The organism is Stutzerimonas stutzeri, from assembly GCF_002890915.1.
In the GTDB taxonomy this organism is placed as follows: Bacteria; Pseudomonadota; Gammaproteobacteria; order Pseudomonadales; family Pseudomonadaceae; genus Stutzerimonas; species Stutzerimonas stutzeri_AF.
Genome location: NZ_POUT01000010.1, coordinates 139,813 through 160,217, shown reverse-complemented (window position 1 = coordinate 160,217; position 20,405 = coordinate 139,813). Strand labels below are relative to the sequence as shown.

The following is a 20,405-nucleotide window of genomic DNA, read 5'->3' as shown; positions in this document are numbered from 1 at the left end:
GTGCTGAAACCTGTCAAAAAGGCCTGAAGTCAGGCCTTGTTTGGACTCCGTTAGGCCAAAGCGCTTGAAAAAGCGCCAAACCGGACGGGTTGGGGCAGTTGAAGCCGAGTTTTTCAACGGCCTGCTAGATTGTTGGCTTGCTGGAATCGTCTCCCGCTGATGCTGCTTCAGCCCTGGCATCAGATCCTTGATGTGCCTGCATCAAATCCATCCTAACTGTCGAGCCTGACCATTCGATCTTTGTCCGGCCATCCCATAGGGATGACCGGCTGCATTGCTACACTCATTTGACGAGTATTGACAATCTGCCAATGCGCGCCCAGTCTTGCCCGAGAGATTCTTCCCTCTGGAGGGGTTGGGGGCATGTTGCTGAACCTACGCCCTTGAAAATCTCCACTTAGATGATTTTCGCAATGAAAATCTCGCGGTAGCTGACGCTACCAGCCCATGAAATTCTCACGTTAGATGCGTAAGTCATTGATTCTCCAATGACGTTGATTCTCCGCTTAGCTGACGTAGGACATTTCTGAAGCTGGCGCCCCTGCGCCATTCACACCGCTCGCCGGGCCGTGCTCTACTCGACCCTGCCAGCCGCCATCCACACCACTCGGTCGGCCGCCAGTATCGCCGCGGGCCGATGCGCGATGACCAGGCGAGTCTGCCGCGGGCGCAAGGCGGCGATGTTCGCCAGCACCCGGCTTTCGGTGTGCGGATCGAGCGCCGAGGTCGCCTCGTCCAGCACCAGCAGCGGCGCATCCACCAGCAGCGCACGCGCCAGGGCCAGACGCTGGCGTTGACCACCGGACAGACGCGCGCCATAGGCGCCGACCTGGGTGTCGTAGCCCTGCGGCAGTTGCAGGATGAAATCGTGCGCGCAGGCGGCCTTGGCCGCCGCCATCACCTCCTCCTCGCTGGCGCCGGGTCGCGAGTAGGCGATGTTTTCCCGGATCGAGCGATTGAGCAGCATCGGCTCCTGGGCCACCACCGCGATGCGCTGGCGCAAGGTGGCCAGCGGCAAGCCGGCGATGTCCTGGCCATCCAGCAGGATGCGCCCGGCATCGGGGCTGTAGAAGCGCTGCAACAGGCGCGCGATGGTCGACTTGCCGGAACCGCTGGCACCGGCGATAGCCAGGGTTTCCCCGGGCCTGAGGTGCAGATCGAGCCCCTCCAGCACGCGCGAGGCGGTCGCCGGATAGGCGAAGCTCACCCCTTCGAATGTCACCTCGCCGCGCCAGACCATGTCCTCGACGACCCGGCCGGCGCGCTCCTCGCTCGGCAGCGCGCTCAGCAGCAGCGCATCGGACGCATCCTCCAGGCCTTTCTGCGCCACCCGCAGGCTTTCCCCGAAACCGCGCAGGTAGCCGGCCATCAGCAGAAAGGAGGTCACCGCGAAGGCCACGTCGCCGGCACCCGTGTCGCCGCGCGTCCAGGTGTACAGCGCCACGCCGCTCAGGCCGGTGAGCAACAGCAGCAACAGCAGGTTCTGCACCAGCCCGAGGTCGACGAAACGGCGCCAGGCCAGGGCCGAGGAAGCACCCCAGGCACCGGCGACCTGCGCCATGTGGTTGCGCTCGCGCCCTTCGGCGGTGAAGCCCTTGATCGTCACCGACGCCGCCAGGACGTCGGCCACTATGCCGCTGAGCCGACTGTCGCTGGCGTTGGCCTGCAGGCTGGCCGGACGAATCCAGTGCATGCCCACCAGCAGGTTGCTGGCGACGAAGGCCAGCGCCACCAGCAAGGCGAGCACCCCGGCCAACGGCTCGCGCCAGCCGATCATCAGGATCAGGCCGAGCAGTACCACCAGCGCCGGGCCGAGGTGGATGGTGGCGGCGTCGGTGACCGCGTCGTACCCCTCCATCGCCCGGCGCAGGCGGCGTACGGTATCGCCGGTGGCCTGGTTCGCATGCCAGTCCGCAGGCGCCGACAGCACGTGTTCGAAGCCCTGCAGCAGCACCGCCTGCATGTTGCGCGCCGCCAGCGGAATCCACAGGCGATGGGCCAGGTTGCGGCTGACGGCGAAACCGGCGAATGCCACCAGCAGCAGCGCCCAGCTCTGCCAAACGGTCGCCCGGTCGGCGCTGCCGGCGACGCTCTCGATCAGTTGCGCCGAGGCCCAGGGCAGCAGCAGGTCGAATCCGGTGGCAGCCAGCGTCAGGGTCAGCCCCAGGAAGAAATAGCCACGGCGGCGCAGCCACAGACCGGCCACGAAGCCGAGCACCTGGCGATAGGCTATGGGTCTGACGTAGGCATCCATCGTGAGCCACCTCCTGGGGCATGGTTCATTCTTCCGCGGCTGGCGCCTGGTCGACACCAACGCACGAGCGGACAATACGCGCCCGGCCGCACGGGCTTTGAAGCAAGACTTACGAGTGCACTGACTGATCAGCCTGGCTTCAAGGTACGAGCCTCAACGCAGCGGCTGGCCCTTCATCTCCGGCATGCGGATGTACACCAGCAGGCTGACCAGGCTGACCGCCACCAGATAGATCCAGAACAGATGGCCGTACCCCCAGCCCGCCATGGCGGTCATGATGTAGGGCGAGGTGCCGCCGAATAGCGTCACCGACAGCGCATACGGCAGCGCGATGCCGGTGACGCGCACCTCGGCCGGGAACTGCTCGGCCATGGTCACCGCCGAGGCCGCACCGAAACCGCTGAGGATGACCATCGACACGGTCTGCAGCAGCGCCACCTCCAGCAGGCCGATGCCTTCGTGCAGCAGGGCGAAGCTCGGCCAGGCCCACAGCGCGGCACAGGCGGCGAAGGCGATCAGCACCGGACGCCTGCCGACGCGGTCGGCCAGCATGCCGACCAAGGGCATCAGCAGCAGCGATACGCCGACGGCCATGGCCCCGGCCAGCAGCGTTTCGCGAATCGACATGCCGGTGAGCAGATGCACCTGCGACGGATAGCTGACCATCCACACATAGTTGAGCAGGTTGCCGGCCATGGCCACGCCGATCACCCGCGCCACGTCCTTGCGGTGCCGGGTGAAGATCTCGCGGATCGGCCGCTTGTCCTCGGCCTTCTTCGCCACACGCGACTTGAACACCTCGGTTTCCCGTACCGACAGGCGAATCCACAGGGTCAGCACGCCCAGCGCCGCGGCGATGACGAAGGCCACCCGCCAGCCCCAGTCCTCCAGGGCGGTGTCGCTGCCAACCGAGGCCAGGACGACCCCGAGCAGGAACGACACCAGGGTGCCGGCGTTGATCGCGAACCATTGCCAGGAGCCGGCGAAGGCGCGCCGATTGGCCGGCGCCGACTCGATCAGGAAGGCCGAGGCCGAGCCGAACTCGCCGCCGGCGGAGAACCCCTGGGTCAGGCGCGCCAGCACCAGGATGATCGGCGCGGCGATGCCGATGCTCTCGTAGTTGGGGCAGATGCCGATCACCAGCGAGGCCACCGACATCAGCAGGATCGACAGGGTCAGGCCCTTCTTGCGCCCGTAGCGATCGGCGAACACACCGAGCACCGCGCCGCCGATCGGGCGCATGAGAAAGCCGACCGCGAACACGGCGAGTACCGACAACAGCGCGGTCAGGCTGTTGCCGGCGGGGAAGAACTGCTTGGCGAGGATGGAGGAGAAGGTCGCGTAGATCACCCAGTCGGTGTACTCGACTATGGTGCCGAGCGTCGCGGCGACTATCGCCTTGCGTTCGGTCCTGTCGAGCTTGCGCCCCTGGATGGCCGCGTCGGCAGGCGCGCCGATCTCAGGCATCAGGTTGTATATCGCACTATTGTCTTGGTTCATGGCATGGCTCCTGTGAGCATGTCTTCTTGTTGTCGTTGACGTGAACCATGGCACCGACGCCGGGACCGGTGAAGCGAGATTTCCGCCGCTGTCGCTTGACTAAAAGTCAATTCATCAATGGCGCAGCCCGTATGGCTCGGGCCCTCGCCTTTTGCGACGCAGCGATTCGATGGCTGAGGTTTTCTCAACTGAAGACAGCCGAAATCTCCGTTGAACGGGCCCGCCGTAGCCACCAACCTGCCGACCATGCCCAGGGCATCGACCAAACAAGAGGCGCACCCGATCAAGGGGCCCGGAAACGCACGAGGAGACTCGAAGATGTTGAAAGTGGACAGTTACATCGGCGGCCGCTCGGTCCAGCCCAGCACCGGGCTCTATGTCGACAAGCTAGACCCGCGCAGCGCCGAGAAGATGGCCGAGGTGGCCAATAGCGGCCCGCAGGACGTGGCGTTCGCCATCGACGATGCCAACCGGGCTCTGCCCGCCTGGCGCGCCATGCGTCCCTCCGAGCGCGGCCGCATCCTGCTGGAGCTGGCGCGCATCGTACGCGGCAGTGAGGACCGCCTCGGCGCCCTGGAAAGCGCCGAGACCGGCAAGCCCGGCGCCGAGATGGCAGCCCTGGTGGACCTGGTCGCGCAGTACTTCGAGTTCTATGCCGGCCTGGTCAACGTCATGGACGGCGAGGTCATCAACCAGGGCCCGGACTATCACGTCTACACCCGCCGCGACCCCTTCGGCGTGATCGGCGTGATCCTGCCCTGGAACGCCCCGCTGCATCAGGCCGCACGGGCCATCGCCCCGGCCCTGGCCACCGGCAACACGGTGGTGGCCAAGCCGTCCGAACACACCTCCGCCTCGCTGGTGGAGCTGGCCCGCATCGCCGTCGAGGAAGCCGGCCTGCCGGCCGGCGTGTTCAACGTGATAGTCGGCAAGGGCAGCGTGCTCGGCCCGGAGATGGCCCGTCACCCATTGATGCGCAAGATTTCCTTCACCGGCGGCATCACCGCCGGCCAGGAGCTCGGCCGCATCGCCGCCGAGCGCATCCTGCCGCTGACCCTGGAGCTGGGCGGCAAGTCGGCCAATATCGTGTTCGACGACGCCGACCTGGACGCTGCTGCCAAGGGTGCCACGCGCGCCTTCACCTGGAACAGCGGGCAGTGGTGCTGCGCCGGCACCCGCCTGCTGGTGCAGGAGAACATCCACGAGCGCTTCCTCGCCAAGCTCGTCGCCGAAGTCGCCGCGCTGCGCGTCGGGCCGCAGTTCGACGCCACCTCCGGCCCCATCACCACTCGCGCCCAGTTCGAGAAGATCCAGAGCTACTTCGAGGTCGCCGAGCGTGACGGCCTCAAGCCGGCGATCGGCGGCAAGGTCGCCAGTGGCGAACATCTCGGCGGCGGCTGGTACGTCGAGCCCACCGTCTACGCCGGCGTGCGCAACGACATGCGCCTGGCCAGGGAGGAAATCTTCGGCCCCATCCTCTGCGTGATCCCCTTCCAGGACGAAGCCGATGCCCTGCGCCTGGCCAACGACAGCGAGTTCGGCCTGGGCGCAGGCATCTGGAGCCGCGACATCGGCCGCGTGCACCGGGTCGCCGCCGGTCTGGAGGCCGGACGCATCGTGGTCAACGAGTACAGCGGCGGCTTCGTGCAGACGCCCTGCGGCGGTTTCAAACAGAGCGGCTACGGCCGCGAGCAGGGCATCGATGCCCTCTCCCACTACACCCAGCTCAAATCGGTGATCATCCGTCTCTGAGCCAGGCCCGCGCCCCGCGGCGGAGCGATCCGCGGGGCGCGGCAGGCGGACATCGACCGCCTCGGGCGAATGGTCTATACCCAGTACTCCCGTGCGAAAAGCGCTGGGGAACGCTCGTCACCCCACCCCAGGGAGAACCTCCGATGATCAACGTCGCCATGGCCAGCATGCTCAGCCAGTACAAGCGCTGGGCCGACCAGCTGTTCTTCGCCAGCCTCGCCACCCTGCCCGCCGAAGAACTCGACAAGGAGCACGCCACCCCGCTCCAGACCATGGCGAGGTTGCGGTTCATCTAGATTCCCTCGCAGGGTTCCGGTCCATGCAGCAGTAAAGCAGCCTGCCAGGCGCATGCCATCAGTCCGCTGACTGAAGCGCAAGCAACGAGGCCTGACACCTTCGGTGCCAGGCCTCGCCGGACGTTCAGAGTCCCAGTTCGGACAGCCCCGGATGATCATCTGGGCGGCGACCCAGCGGCCAGCGGAACTTGCGTTCGGACTCCTGGATGGGTAGGTCGTTGATGCAAGCGTAGCGATTGACCATCAGGCCGTCGGCGCCGAACTCCCAGTTCTCGTTGCCATAGGACCGATACCAGTTGCCGGAATCGTCGCGCCACTCATAGGCATAGCGCACGGCGATTCGGTTGTCGGTAAAGGCCCAGAGTTCCTTGATCAGGCGGTACTCCAGCTCTCTGGCCCACTTGCGCTCGAGAAAGGCTTGCGCCTGATCACGCCCGTTGACGAACTCGGCCCGGTTGCGCCAGCGCGTATCGAGACTGTATGCCTGCGCCACCTTGGCCGCGTCGCGGCTGTTCCAGCCATCTTCGGCCAGGCGAACTTTCTCTATCGCGCTTTCCCGGGTAAAGGGCGGAAGCGGCGGACGAATGTTTTCTTGGGACAACATAACGATACCTCATGCTTTCGTGGGGTGGCGCCCATCGCTGGGCGTAAGGGCTTGCAGCAGCAGCTGTGCTGCCCTGCCGGCAGAGTCGGCGGCATCGGCCTGGCTGGTCACCATCGCCACCGTGGTGGCACCGTCGATCAGCAGTAGCAGTTGTCTGGCGACTTCCTCCGCCTCGGCGAGACCGTCGGCCTCGGCGAGTTCCTTCAGGTAGGCGAGCAGACGCTGCTTGTGCAGCAGCGCCACCGCGCGGATTTCACTGTCGGCATTGCCGATTTCGCCGGCAGCGTTGATGAAGGCGCAACCATGGAAATCGGCGGAGGCGAACCAGCCGCGCAGCAGCGGAAAGATGGCCAGCAGGCGTTCGCGGGGCGCGCCTGTCGCCGTCCCTTCGATGAACCAACGCATCCAGCGTGCGTCACGTTGGCGCAATGCCGCTGCGACCAGCGCCTCCTTGGTCGGATACAGGCGATAGATGCTTTTACGCGCCACGCCCGAGTCCCTGACGATGGCATCCATGCCGGTGGCATTGATACCGCCGGCATAGACCAGGCGTTCCGTGGACCGCAGCAGCCTGAACTGCAGGGAGGAGTCTTCGAGCATACTGTCGCCCCTGAGAATGATCGTTCTCGATGAGAGTAGAACGACTATTCTCCAGTGGCAATGCCTGTAGCGCAGCGGCCGACGGACGGCGACTCAGCCAATGACAGCCCTGCGCTGCCGGGAGATACACTCGACCAGGTACTCGGCATCCCGGGCAACCCCGGAGAAGCGCCCCGAGCCCCAGGTGTAGAGCCACGGCAGGCCGAGGAAATACAACCCCGAGACCGCGCTGACGCCGCGACTGTGCACCGGCTGGCCGCGACCGTTGAACACGCCGGCATCGACCCAGGAAAAGTCCGGGCTGAAACCGATGCACCAGATGATGCTGCTGATGCCCGCCTCGTGCAGATCCAGATCGGTAGGCGCAGCCTGCGGATGCCAGACTGGCTGATAGACCTCGCCGGCCGGCGCGGAGAGGCCCTGCTCGGCGATATAGGCGTCGATACTGGCATTGATGCGGTTGTAGACGGCGTCGGCGGCATCCAGCCTGGCGGCCAGATCGTCGGTAAAACGCAGCGTGGTGCCGTCGAGGCCCTTGAGCAGCCCGAACAACTGCATACCCTCGCGGGCGAACTTGCGCAGGTCGATGTCACGCCCACCGTCACGACCGGTCACGTAGTGGTTGGTGTTGTCGCGAACGCCCTCGCGCAGCGGATGCTGGTCGACGTCGATGTCGTAGTAGCCCATGTCCGCCAACCAGTCGACCACATCGCGGCCGCGGTGGAAACGCGCACAGCGCGGCGCATCGCCCACCGCCAGGTACACCTCTCGCCCGGCCAGATGCAGGTCCTCGGCGATTTGCGCCCCGGACTGCCCGGAACCGACCACCAGCACGCCGCCCTCCGGCAGGGCCTGGGGATTGCGGTACTGCTCCGAATGCAGCTGGGTGATGCCGGCCGGCAGTCGTTCGGCCAGACGCGGGATGATCGGGGTGTGATAGCCGCCGGAGGCGACGATCACCTGATCGGCGCTGTACTCACCGGCGCTGGTCTGCACCGCGAAGCCGCCCTGCGGACGCGGGCCAACCCGCAATACCGTGACGCCTTCCCGTACCGGCGCGTTTACGCTGCGGATGAAACCGTCGAGGTAGTCGATGATTTCCTCGCGTTTCATGAACCCGTGCGGATCGTCCCCTGCGTAGGGATAGCCTGGTAGCGCACACTGCCAGTTGGGCGTGACCAAGCAGAAAGCATCCCAGCGCTGGGTACGCCAACTATGGGTGAGGCTGTGCTTTTCCAGCAGCAGATGGTCGATGCCCTGCTGCTGCAGATAGTAGCTGGCAGACAACCCTGCCTGCCCACCGCCAACGATAATGACTTGGTGGTGAGGAACCAGCACGGACTTGAGATGGCTGGGCATATGGTGCTCCTTTGGTGATTTGTGCGAATGGATGGGTGGCAGCTAGAACGAGCTCCAGCCGCTGTTGACCTGCCCGGCATGGGCCGTTTGCATATCGAGAATGTGCACGTTGCCGCCCTCATAGCGGCGCGCGTGGTAACGCAGTGCACCCAGGGTGTCCATGGCCGAGCTGCAGTAGAAACCCTTGACCTCCCTGACCCGCTCGGAGGCAGCATTCAGGGCGTTCTCGGCACGTAGGATGAAGTCTTCGAGTGCGTAGCTGGTGCCAGAGCTGAGGTGCTCGTAGATCACGGTGGACGGCGAATAGCCGGACATTTCCTGCCCATCGGGCCAGCGCAGTTTGAAGTTGACGGCAGGCATCTCAAAAGTCCTCACTCGCAGTGGATGATTGGGTAAAACCGGTGAATGGCCTGTTGGCGAGATTCCAGAACTGCATGGATTCCCCGCCCTGCTCCACTCGTAGGCAGGCAGTGGCGTCGATCCGGCCAATCCGGGCGCATGCCAGCCCCTCCAGGGCAAAGGCGGTCTGTACGTCGCCCCAGACATGTTCCGGCAGGGTCAGGAGGAAGCCGTAGCTGGGAAACGCCTGCAGCCAGCGCAGCAGATCGCCGTCTTCCGGGCGCGGCAGCGCATCCAGCTCCAGCGTTGCACCACAGCCGGTCGGCTCCAGCAGCATCAGCAGCGTGCCCAGCAGGCCGGCGTTGCTGATGTCCTTGGCTGCGCTCAGCAGGCCGCCTTCGGCCAGACGCGGCAGCACGTCGAGCTGGCTGCGCAGGCGCTCGCCCGAGCGTTGCTCGAAAGCCTTCCAGTACGGCACGCCGGGGTGCCAGCAGCCATCCAGGTCGACGGCCATCGCCAATACCTGGCCAGGGGCGACATGCAGGGTGGACAGCAGGCGATGGGCAATGCCGGTGATGGCCACCGCCAGCGCGGCATTGGCATCGGTGCCATGGTGAGTATGCCCCCCCGCCAGGAGCAGACCATAGGCCTGACAGGCCTCACGGATGCCCCGGAGCAGTTCGCCAGCCTGGCGTTCGTCGTGGTGCCAGTAGGCATTGACCACCGCGCTGGGACGCCCACCCATGGCGGCGATATCGCTGACGTTGGCCATTACCGCCGACCAGCCGGCGAACCAGGGTGCGGACTCGACGAACGCCGGCAACATGCCCTCGATGGCCAGCAACTGGTAATGATCGCCGCAACGAATGGCCGCCGTGTCGTCGCCAGGCAGCGCGTAGCGAGCGTCGCCCTCCAGCACCTGGCCGGGAAAGCTCCGCGCGGGGCGCTGAATGGCCTGTTTGGCACGCATGGCCGGCGTGTCGTACAGCGCGGCGAGCAACTCGCCCAACCCCGGGGATTCGCTTCTGCGCAATGCCTCAGCCATGACGCTGCTCCTTGAGTGGCAGCAACGACACTTCCCGCGGTATGAAGGGATAACATTGCAGTCGCGCCTGCATCAGCACATGCGCGCGGCCAAGCAGTTGCAGCGACTGCAGGCTGTGCCAGTGCAGGCTGTGGAAGTAGGCCTCGTTGGCCTGTTGCACGGTGGCCAGGAAGGTGTGACAGCCCAACTCGATGGCCCGTGACACCGCCTCGTTGACCAGCGCCTTGCCGATCATCCCGTGGCGGCGATAGGCGCGTTCCACGCACAGCCGCCCGCCGTACCACAGCCCCGGTTCCTGCTCGTAGATGCGTACCGCACCTATTACCCGGTCGGCCACGCCGCAGTTGTAGGCGATGGCGACGATCGGCAACGCGGTGAAGTCCAGGGCGTCACGGTCCTGGCTGAACAACCCCTGCTCCTCGGCGAAGACCGCGCAGCGCAAGCGATAGTAGGCATCGCGCTCCCAGCGCTCGGTGGCAGGCTTGACCAGCAGATCACCAGTGAGAAAGTCGCGGAAGGTGTCGTCGTTCAGGGCAAAGGCATGTTCGGCCATGGTTGTTTTCCCTATTCGTGGCGCTTCAGGGCCGAGCAGGCGCCGCACTTGGCGCAGCCAGCCTTGATCTGTTCGGAATGCAGCTGATGGCGCTGCAGGCTGGCGCCAATGCGCGGATACAGACGCTGCATGAAGGCGCTGTCTGGTTTCGGATGCTGCGCCAGCGGCGTACCGTCGATGGGCACGAAAGGCACCACGAAGGGGTACACGCCGAGCGCGGCCAGCCGTTCGGCCATGTCCGCGATGGCCTCTTCGCTGTCGCCCAGCCCGGCCAGGATGTAGGTGCTGACCTGACCACGGCCGAACACTTCGACAGCGGTTTCGAAGGCCGAGAAATAGCGCTCCAGCGGCACCTGCGCCTTGCCCGGCATGATGCGTCGGCGCACTTCCTCGGTAACGGCCTCCAGATGCATGCCCAGCGTTACCACACCGCTGTCGCGCAGGCGGCGAAACCAGGCATCGTCATCCGGCGGCTCGCACTGCGCCTGGATCGGCAGGTTCACCGCGGTACTGACCGCCGCCGCCGATTCGCAGAGGATGGCCGCGCCGCGGTCGGAGGTCTGCGGCGTACCGGTGGTCATCACCATGTGCTTGACGCCGTCGAGTTCCACGGCGGCCTTGGCCACTTCGGCGAGCTGTTCCGGGCGCTTGCGCGCGATGGTCTTGCCGCTGGCCAGGGACTGGCCGATGGCGCAGAACTGGCAGGCGCTGGCAGCATCGTTCATGCGGATGCAGTGCTGCAGCAGTGTGGTGGCGAGCACGTCATGGCTATGCAGAGTGGCGATCTTCCAGTAAGGAATACCGTCAGCCGTGCTGCGCGCATAGAAGTTCGGCACACCCGGCACCCGCACCTGGCCGACCTGTTCGCCGTCGCGGTAGATCAGCGCCAGCTCGCCAGGTCCTTGCGGGCGCACCACATAGGGTGAATCCAGCGAGGCCTGGTTGAGCATCGGTACCATGGCGGTGTGGCCGTCCAGCGACAACGCCTTGTGATCGGATGGCCCGGCGCCGCCCTTGCGCGACAAGCCGGGACCGTCGTCCTGCCAGCGTGCGCCATGGCACTGCAGTTCGCTGAGCAGGTCGAGGGCGGCGGTGCGTTCAGAGGCTGGCATGCTCGATCTCCTCGACTTCGCTACGGCCGGGCAGCGCCATCATGCGCTCATGCACATGGGCGGTCGGGGTCCGGTCGATCAGCAGGCTGAGCAGTTCCGGGCGGCTGTAGTGACCGACCGAATCCATCATCCGTTTACGCTTGTCGATCAGCGCCAGGTCGAGGTCGGCAATCAGCTCCCCTTCGCCGCTGCGCAACGGCTCGCCCAACAGCTTGCCTTCAGGGCTGACAATGGCTGTGAAGCACCCTCCGGATATCGGCCCCAACGCACAGCCGGTATCGGCCATGATGCGTCGCTGCTGCTCCGGTTCCAGCCAGGCGGTGGCGTTGACCACAAAGCAACCGGACTCCAGCGCATGGTGGCGGATGGTGACTTCGATCTGTTCGGCGAATATCTCGCCCACCAGCGAGCCGGGAAACATCGCAGCATGGATCTGCTCGCCATCAGCCATCAACGCATAGCGCGCTAGCGGGTTGTAGTGCTCCCAGCAGGCCAGCGAACCGATACGGCCGACCTGGCTGGCCACGGCGCGCAGACCAGAACCGTCGCCCTGCCCCCAGACCATGCGCTCATGGTAGGTGGGGGTGATCTTGCGCCGATGCTGGATCAGGCTGCCGTCAGCATCGAACAGCAACTGGGCATTGTAGAGGGTGCCACCTTCACGCTCGTTGATACCCAGCGAGACCACCATGCGCGCTTCGCGGCAGGCGTCGCCAATGGCGACGGTAGCAGCGGACGGCACCTGCACCGATTCTTCGAGCAGCCGCAAGTGTTCCTTACCCATCATGAACGGAGGCTGCACGAAGGAAAAATAGGGGTAGTACGGCACCACGGTTTCCGGGAAGACGGCGAACTGCACGCCTTCGCGGCCAAGCCGCAGAATGGTCTGAACAATTTTCTCGACGGTACCCTCGCGGCTGTACAGCACGGGCGAGAGTTGAACGGCGGCGGCACGGACGATGGCCATGGCGGATTCCTTGTACGAACGGAGCCCCTCCCGCAGGAGGGGCGGAATGGGTCAGGCAGTCCAGGTGTCGATGATCAGCGCGCCATCTCGCCGCATCAGCAGACGCAGGTCCATCACGTCCAGCGGGTTGATTGCACGAATGCCTTCGATCAGAGCCTTCTCGGTCTGTCCGTACAGTGCTTGCAGGGCGAAGCGGCAGGCGTAGACCTCGCCGCCCTCTTCGATGAAAGCCTTGATCTGGTTGTTGACCGCCAGGTGGCCGGGGAAGGCCTCGTTCCCCAGGGTGGGGAAGCCGCGCTGCACACCCAGCTGTACGCCCGGTCCGTAGAGCAGTACTTTGGTTTCAAAACCTTTGCGCAGCAGGCGTTTGGCCTGCAGCATGTTGACCAGACCGATGGAGCCCTCGAAGGCGATGGTGTGGAAGGTGATGAGGGCCTTTTCGCCTGGTTCGGCCTTGATGTCTTCGAAGACCTTCTCTTCGTAATTGACCAGGAAGTCGCCGTCCTTGTAGTGGGCGATGTCGACGCTCGGCATGGGTGCTCTCCTCTTCTGCTTATGTTCACGGTGGGAATCACCGTGCTTGCCAACTAGAGCGAAGGCCGTGCCAGCCTCTCCTGATATTTATATTTACCTATATAAATCAGATAGTTATTTGCCTGATACGGTTTTAGAAAGTCGTTCTGCGTCTATGCAGGAGCTACGAAGTCTCGTATAAAAACGAAAGTTCGTAGGGGCGATTACGAGGTTTCGTAGGATGAATGGAAGTGAGCCGGATCATCTCACCGGCTGGGCCGACATGGCTTATGCCTCCCGGCACATGGTGTTCGAGCACTGCAGCGAGGCCATCGTGCAGTTCGATCCGGTGGCCAACCGTTTCGTCGACATGAATATCGCCGCCAGCAAGTTGTTCGGTTATGCCCGTCACGAGTTGCTGGACATGACCGTTACCCGCCTGTTCGGCCATCAGTTGCCAGAGCTGATCGTGTTCACCCAAGCACTGCTGGAGACCGGTAAGGGTTGGAGTGACGAACTAAGTTGCACACGCAAGGATGGCGAACGCGTGATGCTGGAAATCTCTGCCACCACACTGCGCCTCAGAGGTGTGCTCTATCTGATCCTGGTGCTGCGCGAGCGCAGCGAGCAGCGCTATCTGCTCGACCAGGCACAGACCGAGCGCACCATGCGCGGAGGCCTGCTGGAGTGGCGCAATATCCTCAACCTGTTCCAGGAAACCGAGCGCGACAACCACCTGCTGCTCAGCGCCGTCGGCGACGGTATCTATAGCATCGACAGCGAGGGCCTAGCCACCTATGTCAACCCGGCCGCGGCGCGCATGCTCGGCTGGGAACAGGATGAGATGATCGGCAAGAACATCCACCGCATCCACCACCACAGCCATGCTGATGGCAGCCACTACCCGGTGGAAGACTGCCCTATCTACAAGGCCGTACACGACGGTCTGGTGCATGAGGGGCGGCAGGAGGTGTTCTGGCGCCGCGACGGCAGCATGTTCCCAGTGGAATTCACCAGCACGCCGGTCATCGCCGACGGCCGTATCGTCGGGTCGGTGGTGGTGTTTCGCGACATCACCGAGCGCATGAGCACCCAGCAGCGTCTGCACGACGCGTTGGAGGAACTGAAGGAGCTCAAGCAGCGTCTTGAACAGCAAAATGCCTACTTGCAGGAGGAGATCCGCATCGAGCACAGCTACCGCGAGATCGTCGGCCAGAGCGAACCGATTCTGAAGATCGTGCGGCAGATCGACGTGGTTGGCCCAACCGATGCCAGCGTTCTGATCAACGGTGAGTCCGGCACCGGCAAGGAACTGATCGCCCGCGCCATCCACCAGTCCAGCCGTCGCGCCGCGCACCCACTGATCCGGGTCAACTGCGCCGCGATTCCGGCCGACCTATTCGAAAGCGAGTTCTTCGGCCACGTACGCGGCGCCTTCACCGGCGCCCTGCGCGATCGTGTCGGTCGCTTCGAACTGGCCGACGGCGGTACGCTGTTTCTCGACGAGGTCGGTGAAATCCCACTGGAGTTGCAGAGTAAGCTGCTGCGGGTACTGCAGGAAGGACAGTTCGAGCGAGTCGGCGAGGAGCGCACGCGCCGCGTGGACGTACGCATCATCGCCGCCACCAATCGCGACCTGCGCGCAGAGGTCGAGGCCAAGCGCTTCCGCGAGGATCTCTACTTCCGCCTCAATGTCTTCCCGCTGCAGTCGCCTGCATTGCGCGAGCGCCGCGAGGACATCCCACTGCTGGCCAGCCACTTCGTCGAGCAGATCGGCCAGCGTCTCAACCAGCCCGGACGCCGCCTGAGCAAGGGTGACATCCTTCGTCTGCAGGGTTATGCCTGGCCGGGCAACATCCGTGAACTGCAGAATGTCATCGAACGCGCGCTGATCACTTCCAGCGGCCTGGAGCTGCGTATCGACCTGCCCAATCGTTCACCAGCAAGCGATACGCACAAGGCGGAGGATGCGCCGTCCAATGCCGCTGGTATCCTGACCGAGCAGCAGATACGAACCCTGGAGATGGAAAACCTCCGGGCTGCCCTCGCCGCCGCCGGCGGACGGCTGTTCGGCCCCGACGGTGCGGCAGAGCTGCTGGGGGTAAAGCCCACGACGCTGGCTTCACGCCTCAAGAAGCTGGGCCTTTCTCGTCAACTGGAGTGAGCTTTCCACACCAGTCACTGGCGAGCACCGCCTCATCTCCCCTCCGGATAACAGGGCTAATCCCCCTAATGACGTGCACGCACGTCATGTACATATATGCGGGTTTCGCAATGATTCGGACCCCCAGCGTGGCCGGCTGACCTGGTGTCGCTGCAGCAGCGCCAGTAAGAACGGGCCACGTAGCATCATGAGTCCACTTCCTCCTTTAGGCGCCCCCGGCGGAACAGCGGCCGCGGCTCGATGGCCGAGCGGCCGTAGAGCACGCTCAAACCGGCCAAGCCCTTGAGCGCATCCTCCACCGATTTGTCGGCGCGCACGGCGAAGGCATCGAAGCCGCACTGGCGCATATGGGCGAGCTGGTCGCGCAGCACATCGCCCACCGCGCGCAACTCGCCGCGCCAGCGGCAGGATCAGCGGCACGTCTGCGGGGCCGTCCGCTGCGAACAGCTGCCAGGGATCGTCTTCGATTATCCGGGCCTGGCCCTCGACCAGGCGGATCAGGTTATTCATACCACTGCCTCCGTGTAGACCCGCTCCTTGAACGGCTCCAGACCAATGCGCTGGAAGGTACTCCGGATTGACCGTCGACCACTGCCGGAGGATCTCGGCCAGCAGGCGCGGGTCCAGATACTCGTCGGCGGCAACCCCGGCAAAGGCCTCGGTGGTGATGTTGCGCACGCAGTTGCCGGAGGTCTGGATCGCATGCATGTCGTGCGCGGCCAGCCAGTCGAGAATATCCGCCACGCGCTCCAGCTCAATCCAGTTGAACTGGATGTTCTGCCGCGTGGTGAAGTGCCCGTAGCCACGGTCGTACACCCTGGCGATAGGTGCCAGCGCGCGCATCTGTACCGCCGATAGGGTGCCGTAAGGAATCGCCACATGTAGGCGTTTTTCTGCAGATACGTCGAAGAAATCGGCCTGGGCGAACGGGCTGCCCAGCGCAAGGCCAAGCGCACAGCAGCTCAGGCACAGGGGATGACGTGAAATGCAGCGAAGATCGCGCTAGGCGATCAGGTTGAAATGACTCATGGGGCGGTTCTCTTGTTGTTGTGATTGCGTCCGGAATCGGATGCTAGGAACCCCACACCATAAGCGGCAAACGATAAAACAGCCCCTCTTGCTTGAGTTTTTATCAATCAGATATACAGTAAGATTCGCGCCGTCCGCAGACCTACAAGAAGATCTCGATGAAGGACAGACTGCCCCCTCTCAATGCCATCCGGGCCTTCGAAGCCGTTGCCCGGCACCTGAGCATCACCCTCGCCGCCGACGAGCTGAACGTCACCCCGGGCGCCGTCTCGCGGCAGATCCGCAGCCTGGAAGAATTCATGGAGCAGCCGCTGTTCGTGCGCGGCCATCGGCAGATCAGCCTCACCCCAGCCGGCGAGCAGTATTTCGGCGCCGTGGCACGCCTGATCGAGGAGCTGCGCAGCGCCACGCGCAAGCTCAAGCGTCCGCCCAAGCGCCGGCAGATCAAGGTGCGCGCCTATACCACCTTCGCCATGCAGTGGCTGATCCCGCGCCTGGCCAGCTTCCACCACGAGCATCCGAAGATCGAGGTACTGCTGACCGCCTCGCTCGACCCGGTGGATTTCCACAAGGACGACCTCGACGCCGCCATCCGCCTGGGCGCCGGCGACTGGCCCAACTGCAACTGCTACGTGCTCAGCGATAACCTGCTGGCGCCGGTGTGCAGCCCCACCCTGCTCGAAACCGGCCCCGGCCTGCACGGCCCGGCGGACGTGGCCGAATACAGCATGCTGCACTCGCTCGCCCGCCCGGACGACTGGGCGCACTGGCTGGAGGCCACCGGAGTGATCGGCCAGGTGGATGCGCGCGCCGGCATGAGCTACCAGAGCTCGTCGATGGCCTATGCCGCCGCCATCGGCGGCCAGGGCATCGCCATGGCCCAGCTGTTTCTGGTGGAGAAGGAACTGCGCGAAGGCACGCTGGTGCGGCCATTCGAGCAGAGCGTCGACATGGGCGCCTACACCTACTACCTGCTGACGCCCAAGCACCGCCCGGAAAGCGAGGACATGGCCACCTTCCGCCTCTGGCTGCTGGAACAGGCACGTCTAACCCGCAGCGCCGGCTGAGCCCAGGGTGCGCCATGCGCATCGGAAAACCTGGCGTAAATCCCGTGGCTCCTACGAGGTCGCTGCCGCTGCCTGCCGCTCCCGCAGCGCGCCGCTGCCGGCCAGGGCCTCGATCTCCTGCTCGCCGAAGGCGAAGCTGCGCAGCACGCTGCGCGAATGCTCGCCCAGATCCGGCGCCGGCCGGTACGGCGCAGCGGCCGCCTCGGCGCTGTTGACCGGGAAGCCCACCGTGCGCAGGACGCCGTGCCGCGGATGCTCGACCCGCGCCAGCAGGCCGTTGTCGGCGAGCTGCGGATGCTCGAGCAGGTCGTCGTAGTTGGCCACCTTGGCGCAGAGGATGTCGGCGCCGCGCAGCACCTGCAGCCAATGCGCGGTCGGCCGGGTGGCGAACACCGCCTCGAGCGCCGCCTGCATCTCGCCGCGATGCCGAACCCGCTGCGCCGAGCTGACGAAACGCGGATCGTCCGCCCATTCGGCATGGCCGAGCACGGCGCACAGTCGCTGCCAGCGGTTGCCGTTGTAGGCCGCCACCATGATCCAGCCATCGGCGGTCCGGAACGCCTCGTTGGGCGCGGCATAGGGCGCCGCGCTGCCGATGGGGGTCGGGCGCTGCCCATCGCGCAGGTAGCTGGTGATCGACGACTGCTGCAGGGCCAGCGCCGAGTTCATCAGGCTGACGTCCAGATGCCCGCCCTGCCCGTCGCGCCGACGCGCCTGCAGCTTGGCGAGGATGGACATGCAGGCCAGGTAGCCGGTCACCACGTCCACCACCGGCGCCTGCACCTTGCACGGCGGCGAGCCCGGCAGGCCGATCAGGCTCATCAAGCCCGAATCGGCCTGGAGGATGCCGTCGACGCCGGCGCGGTCGGCATAGGGCCCCTGCTGGCCGTAGGCGGAGATCGAGCAATAGACCAGCGCCGGGTTGAGCTCGGCCAGGGTTTCGTAACCCAGACCGAGGCGCGTCATCACCCCGGGGCGCATGCTCTCGATCAGCACGTCGGCCTCGGCCACCATGCGCCGCACTATGGCCTGGCTGTCCGGGTGCTTGAGATCCAGGCAGACGCCCAGCTTGCCGCGGTTGAAGCCGTGGTACAGCGCGCTGTCCTCGCCGACCCAGGCCGGGCCGAGGCTGCGGCCCAGTTCGCCCTCCGGCGGTTCGATCTTGATCACCCGCGCGCCCATGTCGGCCAGCAGCATGGTGCAGGTGGGGCCGGCGGCGATCTGGGTGAAATCCAGCACCGTCAGGCCCTGCAAGGCCTCACGCAACATGGCGGCGCCCTCCCTGCTTGAAGCTGCCCTGGGCGGTGGCCAGCAGCTCGCCGTGCGCCGAGCTCAGGCTGGCCTCGGCGAAGTACAGGCTGCGCCCCTGGCGATTGACCCGGCCCCTGGCGATCACCGTGCCGCTGCGGGCGGCATTGAGGTAGGCGATGTTGAGCATCACGGTCACCCCGTGCAGCTCCTCCTCGCCCTCGCCGGCATGCAGGCCGGCGTAGCCGCAGGCCGCATCCAGCAGGGTGGCGATCAGCCCGCCGTGGAGCATGCCCTGGCGATTGAGATGGCGCGCCTCGATGGGCATATGGAACTCGGCCTCGCCGGGCGCCCAGTGGACCAGCTCGACGCCCTGGCTCTGCAGGAAGGGATTGTGCAAGTGCATGACGGCCTCCCGGGGCTAGCGCCCGCGATAGTTCGGCGTACGTTTTTCGGCGAAGGCGGCGCGACCTTCCAGTCGATCCTCGCTGTCGCGCAGGGCGCCCCAGTACAGCTCGGTCAGGCGCTGGGCGTCGCGCGCCGGCAGGTGCGCGGTTTCCACCGCCAGCGACTGCAGCGCCTGCACGGCCAGCGGCGCAGCGGCGGCGATGCGCTCAGCCAGGTCGAAGGCACGCTCCTGCAAGCCGAGCTGGCTGCCGGCGACCTCGGAAACCAAGCCGATGGCCGCCGCCTGCCGCGCGTCGATGCGCTGGCCGGTGAGCGCCATCTGCATGGCATGCGCGGCGGGCACCGCCTTGAGCAGCCGGTGCAAGCCCGACACCGCGGGAATCGAGCCGACCACCGCCTCCGGCAGGCCGAAGCTGGCGTTGTCCGCGGCGAGGCGCAGGCTGCACTGCAGCGCCAGCTCCAGGCCACCGCCCAGGCAGTGGCCGTTCACCGCCGCGATCAGCGGCTTGCGCAGATCGAGGTCGGTGAGATCCATCAGGCGGATGTACAGGCCGGCGTCGGCCGCCGGCTCGTTGGCGAGAAACAGCGCCTCGGCGTAGGACGTCGGCGACTCGCGCGTGCTCTTCAGATCGGCGCCGACGCAGAAGGCCCTGTCGCCGGCGCCGGTGATGATCGCGGTGCGAATCTCGCGGCGGTCGCGGACCTCGGCCAGGTGCCCGCGCAACTCGCGCAGCGCCTCGAGGTTCAGCGCGTTGAGCGCCTCCGGGCGGTCGAGCACGATGCGCGCAACTGCGCCGTGGATTTCCAGTTGTACGGACATGGCGACCTCCTCACACACTGGCCGACGACAGGCTGCGCCCGCCGCAGACGTAGAGGGTTTGCCCGGTGACGTAGGAGCTGGCCGGCGCGAGGAAGAACTCCACCGCGTTGGCGATATCGTCCGGGTTGCCGATGCGCTTGACCGGCACCGTGTCCTTCAGCCGCGCCTGCACCTCGGGCTGGAAGCCCTGGAACAGCGGCGTGTCGACGATGCCGGGGGCGACGGCGTTGACCGTGATGCCCTTGGCGGCGAACTCGATGGCCAGGCTGCGGGTCAGGCTGACCACGCCGCCCTTGGCCGCGGAATAGTTGGCCTGGCCGAAGCCACCCAGCCAGGCGCGCGAGGACAGGTTGACGATGCGCCCGAAGCCACGCTCCAGCATCAGCGGCAAGGCCGCCTTGCAGCAGAGAAACTGCGCACGCAGGTTGGTGTCGACCACCAGGTCCCAATCGTCCTCGCTCATCTGCAGGAAGCGCTTGTCGCGCACCACCCCGGCGTTGTTGACCAGAAAATCCAGGGCGCCATGGCGCTGGCCGATCTGCGCGAAGGCGTTGGCGACCGCTGCGCCATCGGTGAGATCGAGGGCCAGGCCGTGCGCCGCCAGGTTCAGCTCGCGCAGGCGGGCGACGGCGGCGGCCAGCGCCGCCTCGTCGCGATCCAGCAGGTACACGGTCACCCCCTGCGCGCTCAGACGGCTGGCGATACCCAGGCCGATGCCGCGGGCGGCACCGGTGACGACGGCGACCTGGCCGTCGTGGAAGGCTTTCTCGCTCAT

Annotated in this window: 19 protein-coding genes and 2 pseudogenes; 4 read left to right on the top strand and 17 right to left on the bottom strand. The window is 65.6% G+C overall.

The window, feature by feature from the left end:
* Positions 1-574: 574 nt before the first annotated feature.
* Both CXK94_RS17645 and CXK94_RS17640 read right to left on the bottom strand, forming a co-directional pair.
* A complete protein-coding gene (locus CXK94_RS17645) occupies positions 575-2,254 on the bottom strand; it encodes an ABC transporter ATP-binding protein (RefSeq protein WP_102895319.1) in 1,680 nt (559 codons plus the stop codon).
* A 153-nt stretch (positions 2,255-2,407) separates the two neighbouring features.
* Positions 2,408-3,754 carry an MFS transporter gene (locus CXK94_RS17640; protein WP_102895318.1) on the bottom strand — a complete coding sequence of 449 codons (1,347 nt, stop codon included), beginning with the start codon at positions 3,752-3,754 and terminating at the stop codon, positions 2,408-2,410.
* Between the two features lie 318 nt (positions 3,755-4,072).
* Here CXK94_RS17640 and CXK94_RS17635 point away from each other — a divergent pair, with 318 nt between their 5' ends.
* Both CXK94_RS17635 and CXK94_RS22465 read left to right on the top strand, forming a co-directional pair.
* Positions 4,073-5,506 (top strand): aldehyde dehydrogenase family protein, encoded by a 1,434-nt coding sequence (locus CXK94_RS17635; protein WP_102895317.1) that lies wholly within the window; start codon positions 4,073-4,075, stop codon positions 5,504-5,506.
* Positions 5,507-5,649: 143 nt separating this feature from the next.
* Entirely contained in the window at positions 5,650-5,802 is a 153-nt protein-coding gene (locus tag CXK94_RS22465) for a hypothetical protein (protein WP_180984445.1), read from the top strand.
* Between the two features lie 124 nt (positions 5,803-5,926).
* Here the strand turns inward: CXK94_RS22465 and CXK94_RS17630 are convergent, their stop codons facing one another.
* The 9 genes from CXK94_RS17630 to CXK94_RS17590 all read right to left on the bottom strand — a co-directional run bounded on the left by CXK94_RS17630 (position 5,927) and on the right by CXK94_RS17590 (position 12,915).
* Entirely contained in the window at positions 5,927-6,406 is a 480-nt protein-coding gene (locus CXK94_RS17630; RefSeq protein WP_102895316.1) for a DUF1348 family protein, read from the bottom strand.
* Between the two features lie 9 nt (positions 6,407-6,415).
* Positions 6,416-7,006, bottom strand: coding sequence for a TetR/AcrR family transcriptional regulator (locus CXK94_RS17625; protein ID WP_102895315.1), 591 nt, complete (start codon positions 7,004-7,006; stop codon positions 6,416-6,418).
* Positions 7,007-7,099: 93 nt separating this feature from the next.
* A complete protein-coding gene (locus tag CXK94_RS17620; protein ID WP_102895314.1) occupies positions 7,100-8,365 on the bottom strand; it encodes an MSMEG_0569 family flavin-dependent oxidoreductase in 1,266 nt (421 codons plus the stop codon).
* A 42-nt stretch (positions 8,366-8,407) separates the two neighbouring features.
* Positions 8,408-8,725, bottom strand: coding sequence for an MSMEG_0570 family nitrogen starvation response protein (locus CXK94_RS17615; RefSeq protein WP_102895313.1), 318 nt, complete (start codon positions 8,723-8,725; stop codon positions 8,408-8,410).
* A gap of 1 nt (position 8,726) precedes the next feature.
* Positions 8,727-9,749 carry a sll0787 family AIR synthase-like protein gene (locus CXK94_RS17610; protein ID WP_102895312.1) on the bottom strand — a complete coding sequence of 341 codons (1,023 nt, stop codon included), beginning with the start codon at positions 9,747-9,749 and terminating at the stop codon, positions 8,727-8,729.
* A complete protein-coding gene (locus CXK94_RS17605; protein WP_102895311.1) occupies positions 9,742-10,302 on the bottom strand; it encodes an MSMEG_0567/Sll0786 family nitrogen starvation N-acetyltransferase in 561 nt (186 codons plus the stop codon). Before CXK94_RS17605 ends, CXK94_RS17610 begins: the two co-directional genes overlap by 8 nt.
* An 11-nt stretch (positions 10,303-10,313) precedes the next feature.
* On the bottom strand, positions 10,314-11,414 hold the full coding sequence (locus CXK94_RS17600) for an MSMEG_0568 family radical SAM protein (RefSeq protein WP_102895310.1): 1,101 nt from the start codon (positions 11,412-11,414) through the stop codon (positions 10,314-10,316).
* The gene (locus CXK94_RS17595) at positions 11,401-12,381 is read right to left on the bottom strand and encodes a Nit6803 family nitrilase (protein ID WP_102895309.1); all 981 of its coding nucleotides are present in this window, start codon (positions 12,379-12,381) and stop codon (positions 11,401-11,403) included. The genes CXK94_RS17600 and CXK94_RS17595 overlap by 14 nt, the downstream gene beginning before the upstream one ends.
* 51 nt (positions 12,382-12,432) lie before the next feature.
* Positions 12,433-12,915, bottom strand: coding sequence for an MSMEG_0572/Sll0783 family nitrogen starvation response protein (locus tag CXK94_RS17590; RefSeq protein ID WP_102895308.1), 483 nt, complete (start codon positions 12,913-12,915; stop codon positions 12,433-12,435).
* A gap of 220 nt (positions 12,916-13,135) precedes the next feature.
* Here CXK94_RS17590 and CXK94_RS17585 point away from each other — a divergent pair, with 220 nt between their 5' ends.
* A complete protein-coding gene (locus CXK94_RS17585) occupies positions 13,136-15,058 on the top strand; it encodes a sigma 54-interacting transcriptional regulator (protein ID WP_102895307.1) in 1,923 nt (640 codons plus the stop codon).
* 185 nt (positions 15,059-15,243) lie between these two features.
* Here CXK94_RS17585 and CXK94_RS17580 read toward each other — a convergent pair.
* Positions 15,244-15,459 (bottom strand): annotated as a pseudogene (locus tag CXK94_RS17580) (DUF934 domain-containing protein); the annotation flags it as partial.
* 163 nt (positions 15,460-15,622) lie between these two features.
* A pseudogene (locus tag CXK94_RS17575) lies at positions 15,623-15,943 on the bottom strand (nitrite/sulfite reductase); the annotation flags it as partial.
* Positions 15,944-16,245: 302 nt separating this feature from the next.
* Here CXK94_RS17575 and gcvA point away from each other — a divergent pair.
* Complete coding sequence (gene gcvA / locus CXK94_RS17570; protein WP_102895306.1) at positions 16,246-17,154, top strand: transcriptional regulator GcvA; 909 nt, start codon at positions 16,246-16,248, stop codon at positions 17,152-17,154.
* A 51-nt stretch (positions 17,155-17,205) separates the two neighbouring features.
* Here the strand turns inward: gcvA and CXK94_RS17565 are convergent, their stop codons facing one another.
* From CXK94_RS17565 to CXK94_RS17550, 4 genes are read right to left on the bottom strand one after another with little or no spacing between them, the layout of a single operon-like run.
* A complete protein-coding gene (locus tag CXK94_RS17565) occupies positions 17,206-18,423 on the bottom strand; it encodes a CaiB/BaiF CoA transferase family protein (protein ID WP_102895305.1) in 1,218 nt (405 codons plus the stop codon).
* Positions 18,413-18,808: a PaaI family thioesterase gene (locus CXK94_RS17560; protein WP_102895304.1), complete on the bottom strand. Its 396-nt coding sequence runs from the start codon at positions 18,806-18,808 to the stop codon at positions 18,413-18,415. The genes CXK94_RS17565 and CXK94_RS17560 overlap by 11 nt, the downstream gene beginning before the upstream one ends.
* Positions 18,809-18,823: 15 nt before the next feature.
* A complete protein-coding gene (locus CXK94_RS17555) occupies positions 18,824-19,630 on the bottom strand; it encodes an enoyl-CoA hydratase/isomerase family protein (RefSeq protein WP_102895303.1) in 807 nt (268 codons plus the stop codon).
* A gap of 10 nt (positions 19,631-19,640) precedes the next feature.
* Complete coding sequence (locus tag CXK94_RS17550; protein ID WP_102895302.1) at positions 19,641-20,405, bottom strand: SDR family NAD(P)-dependent oxidoreductase; 765 nt, start codon at positions 20,403-20,405, stop codon at positions 19,641-19,643.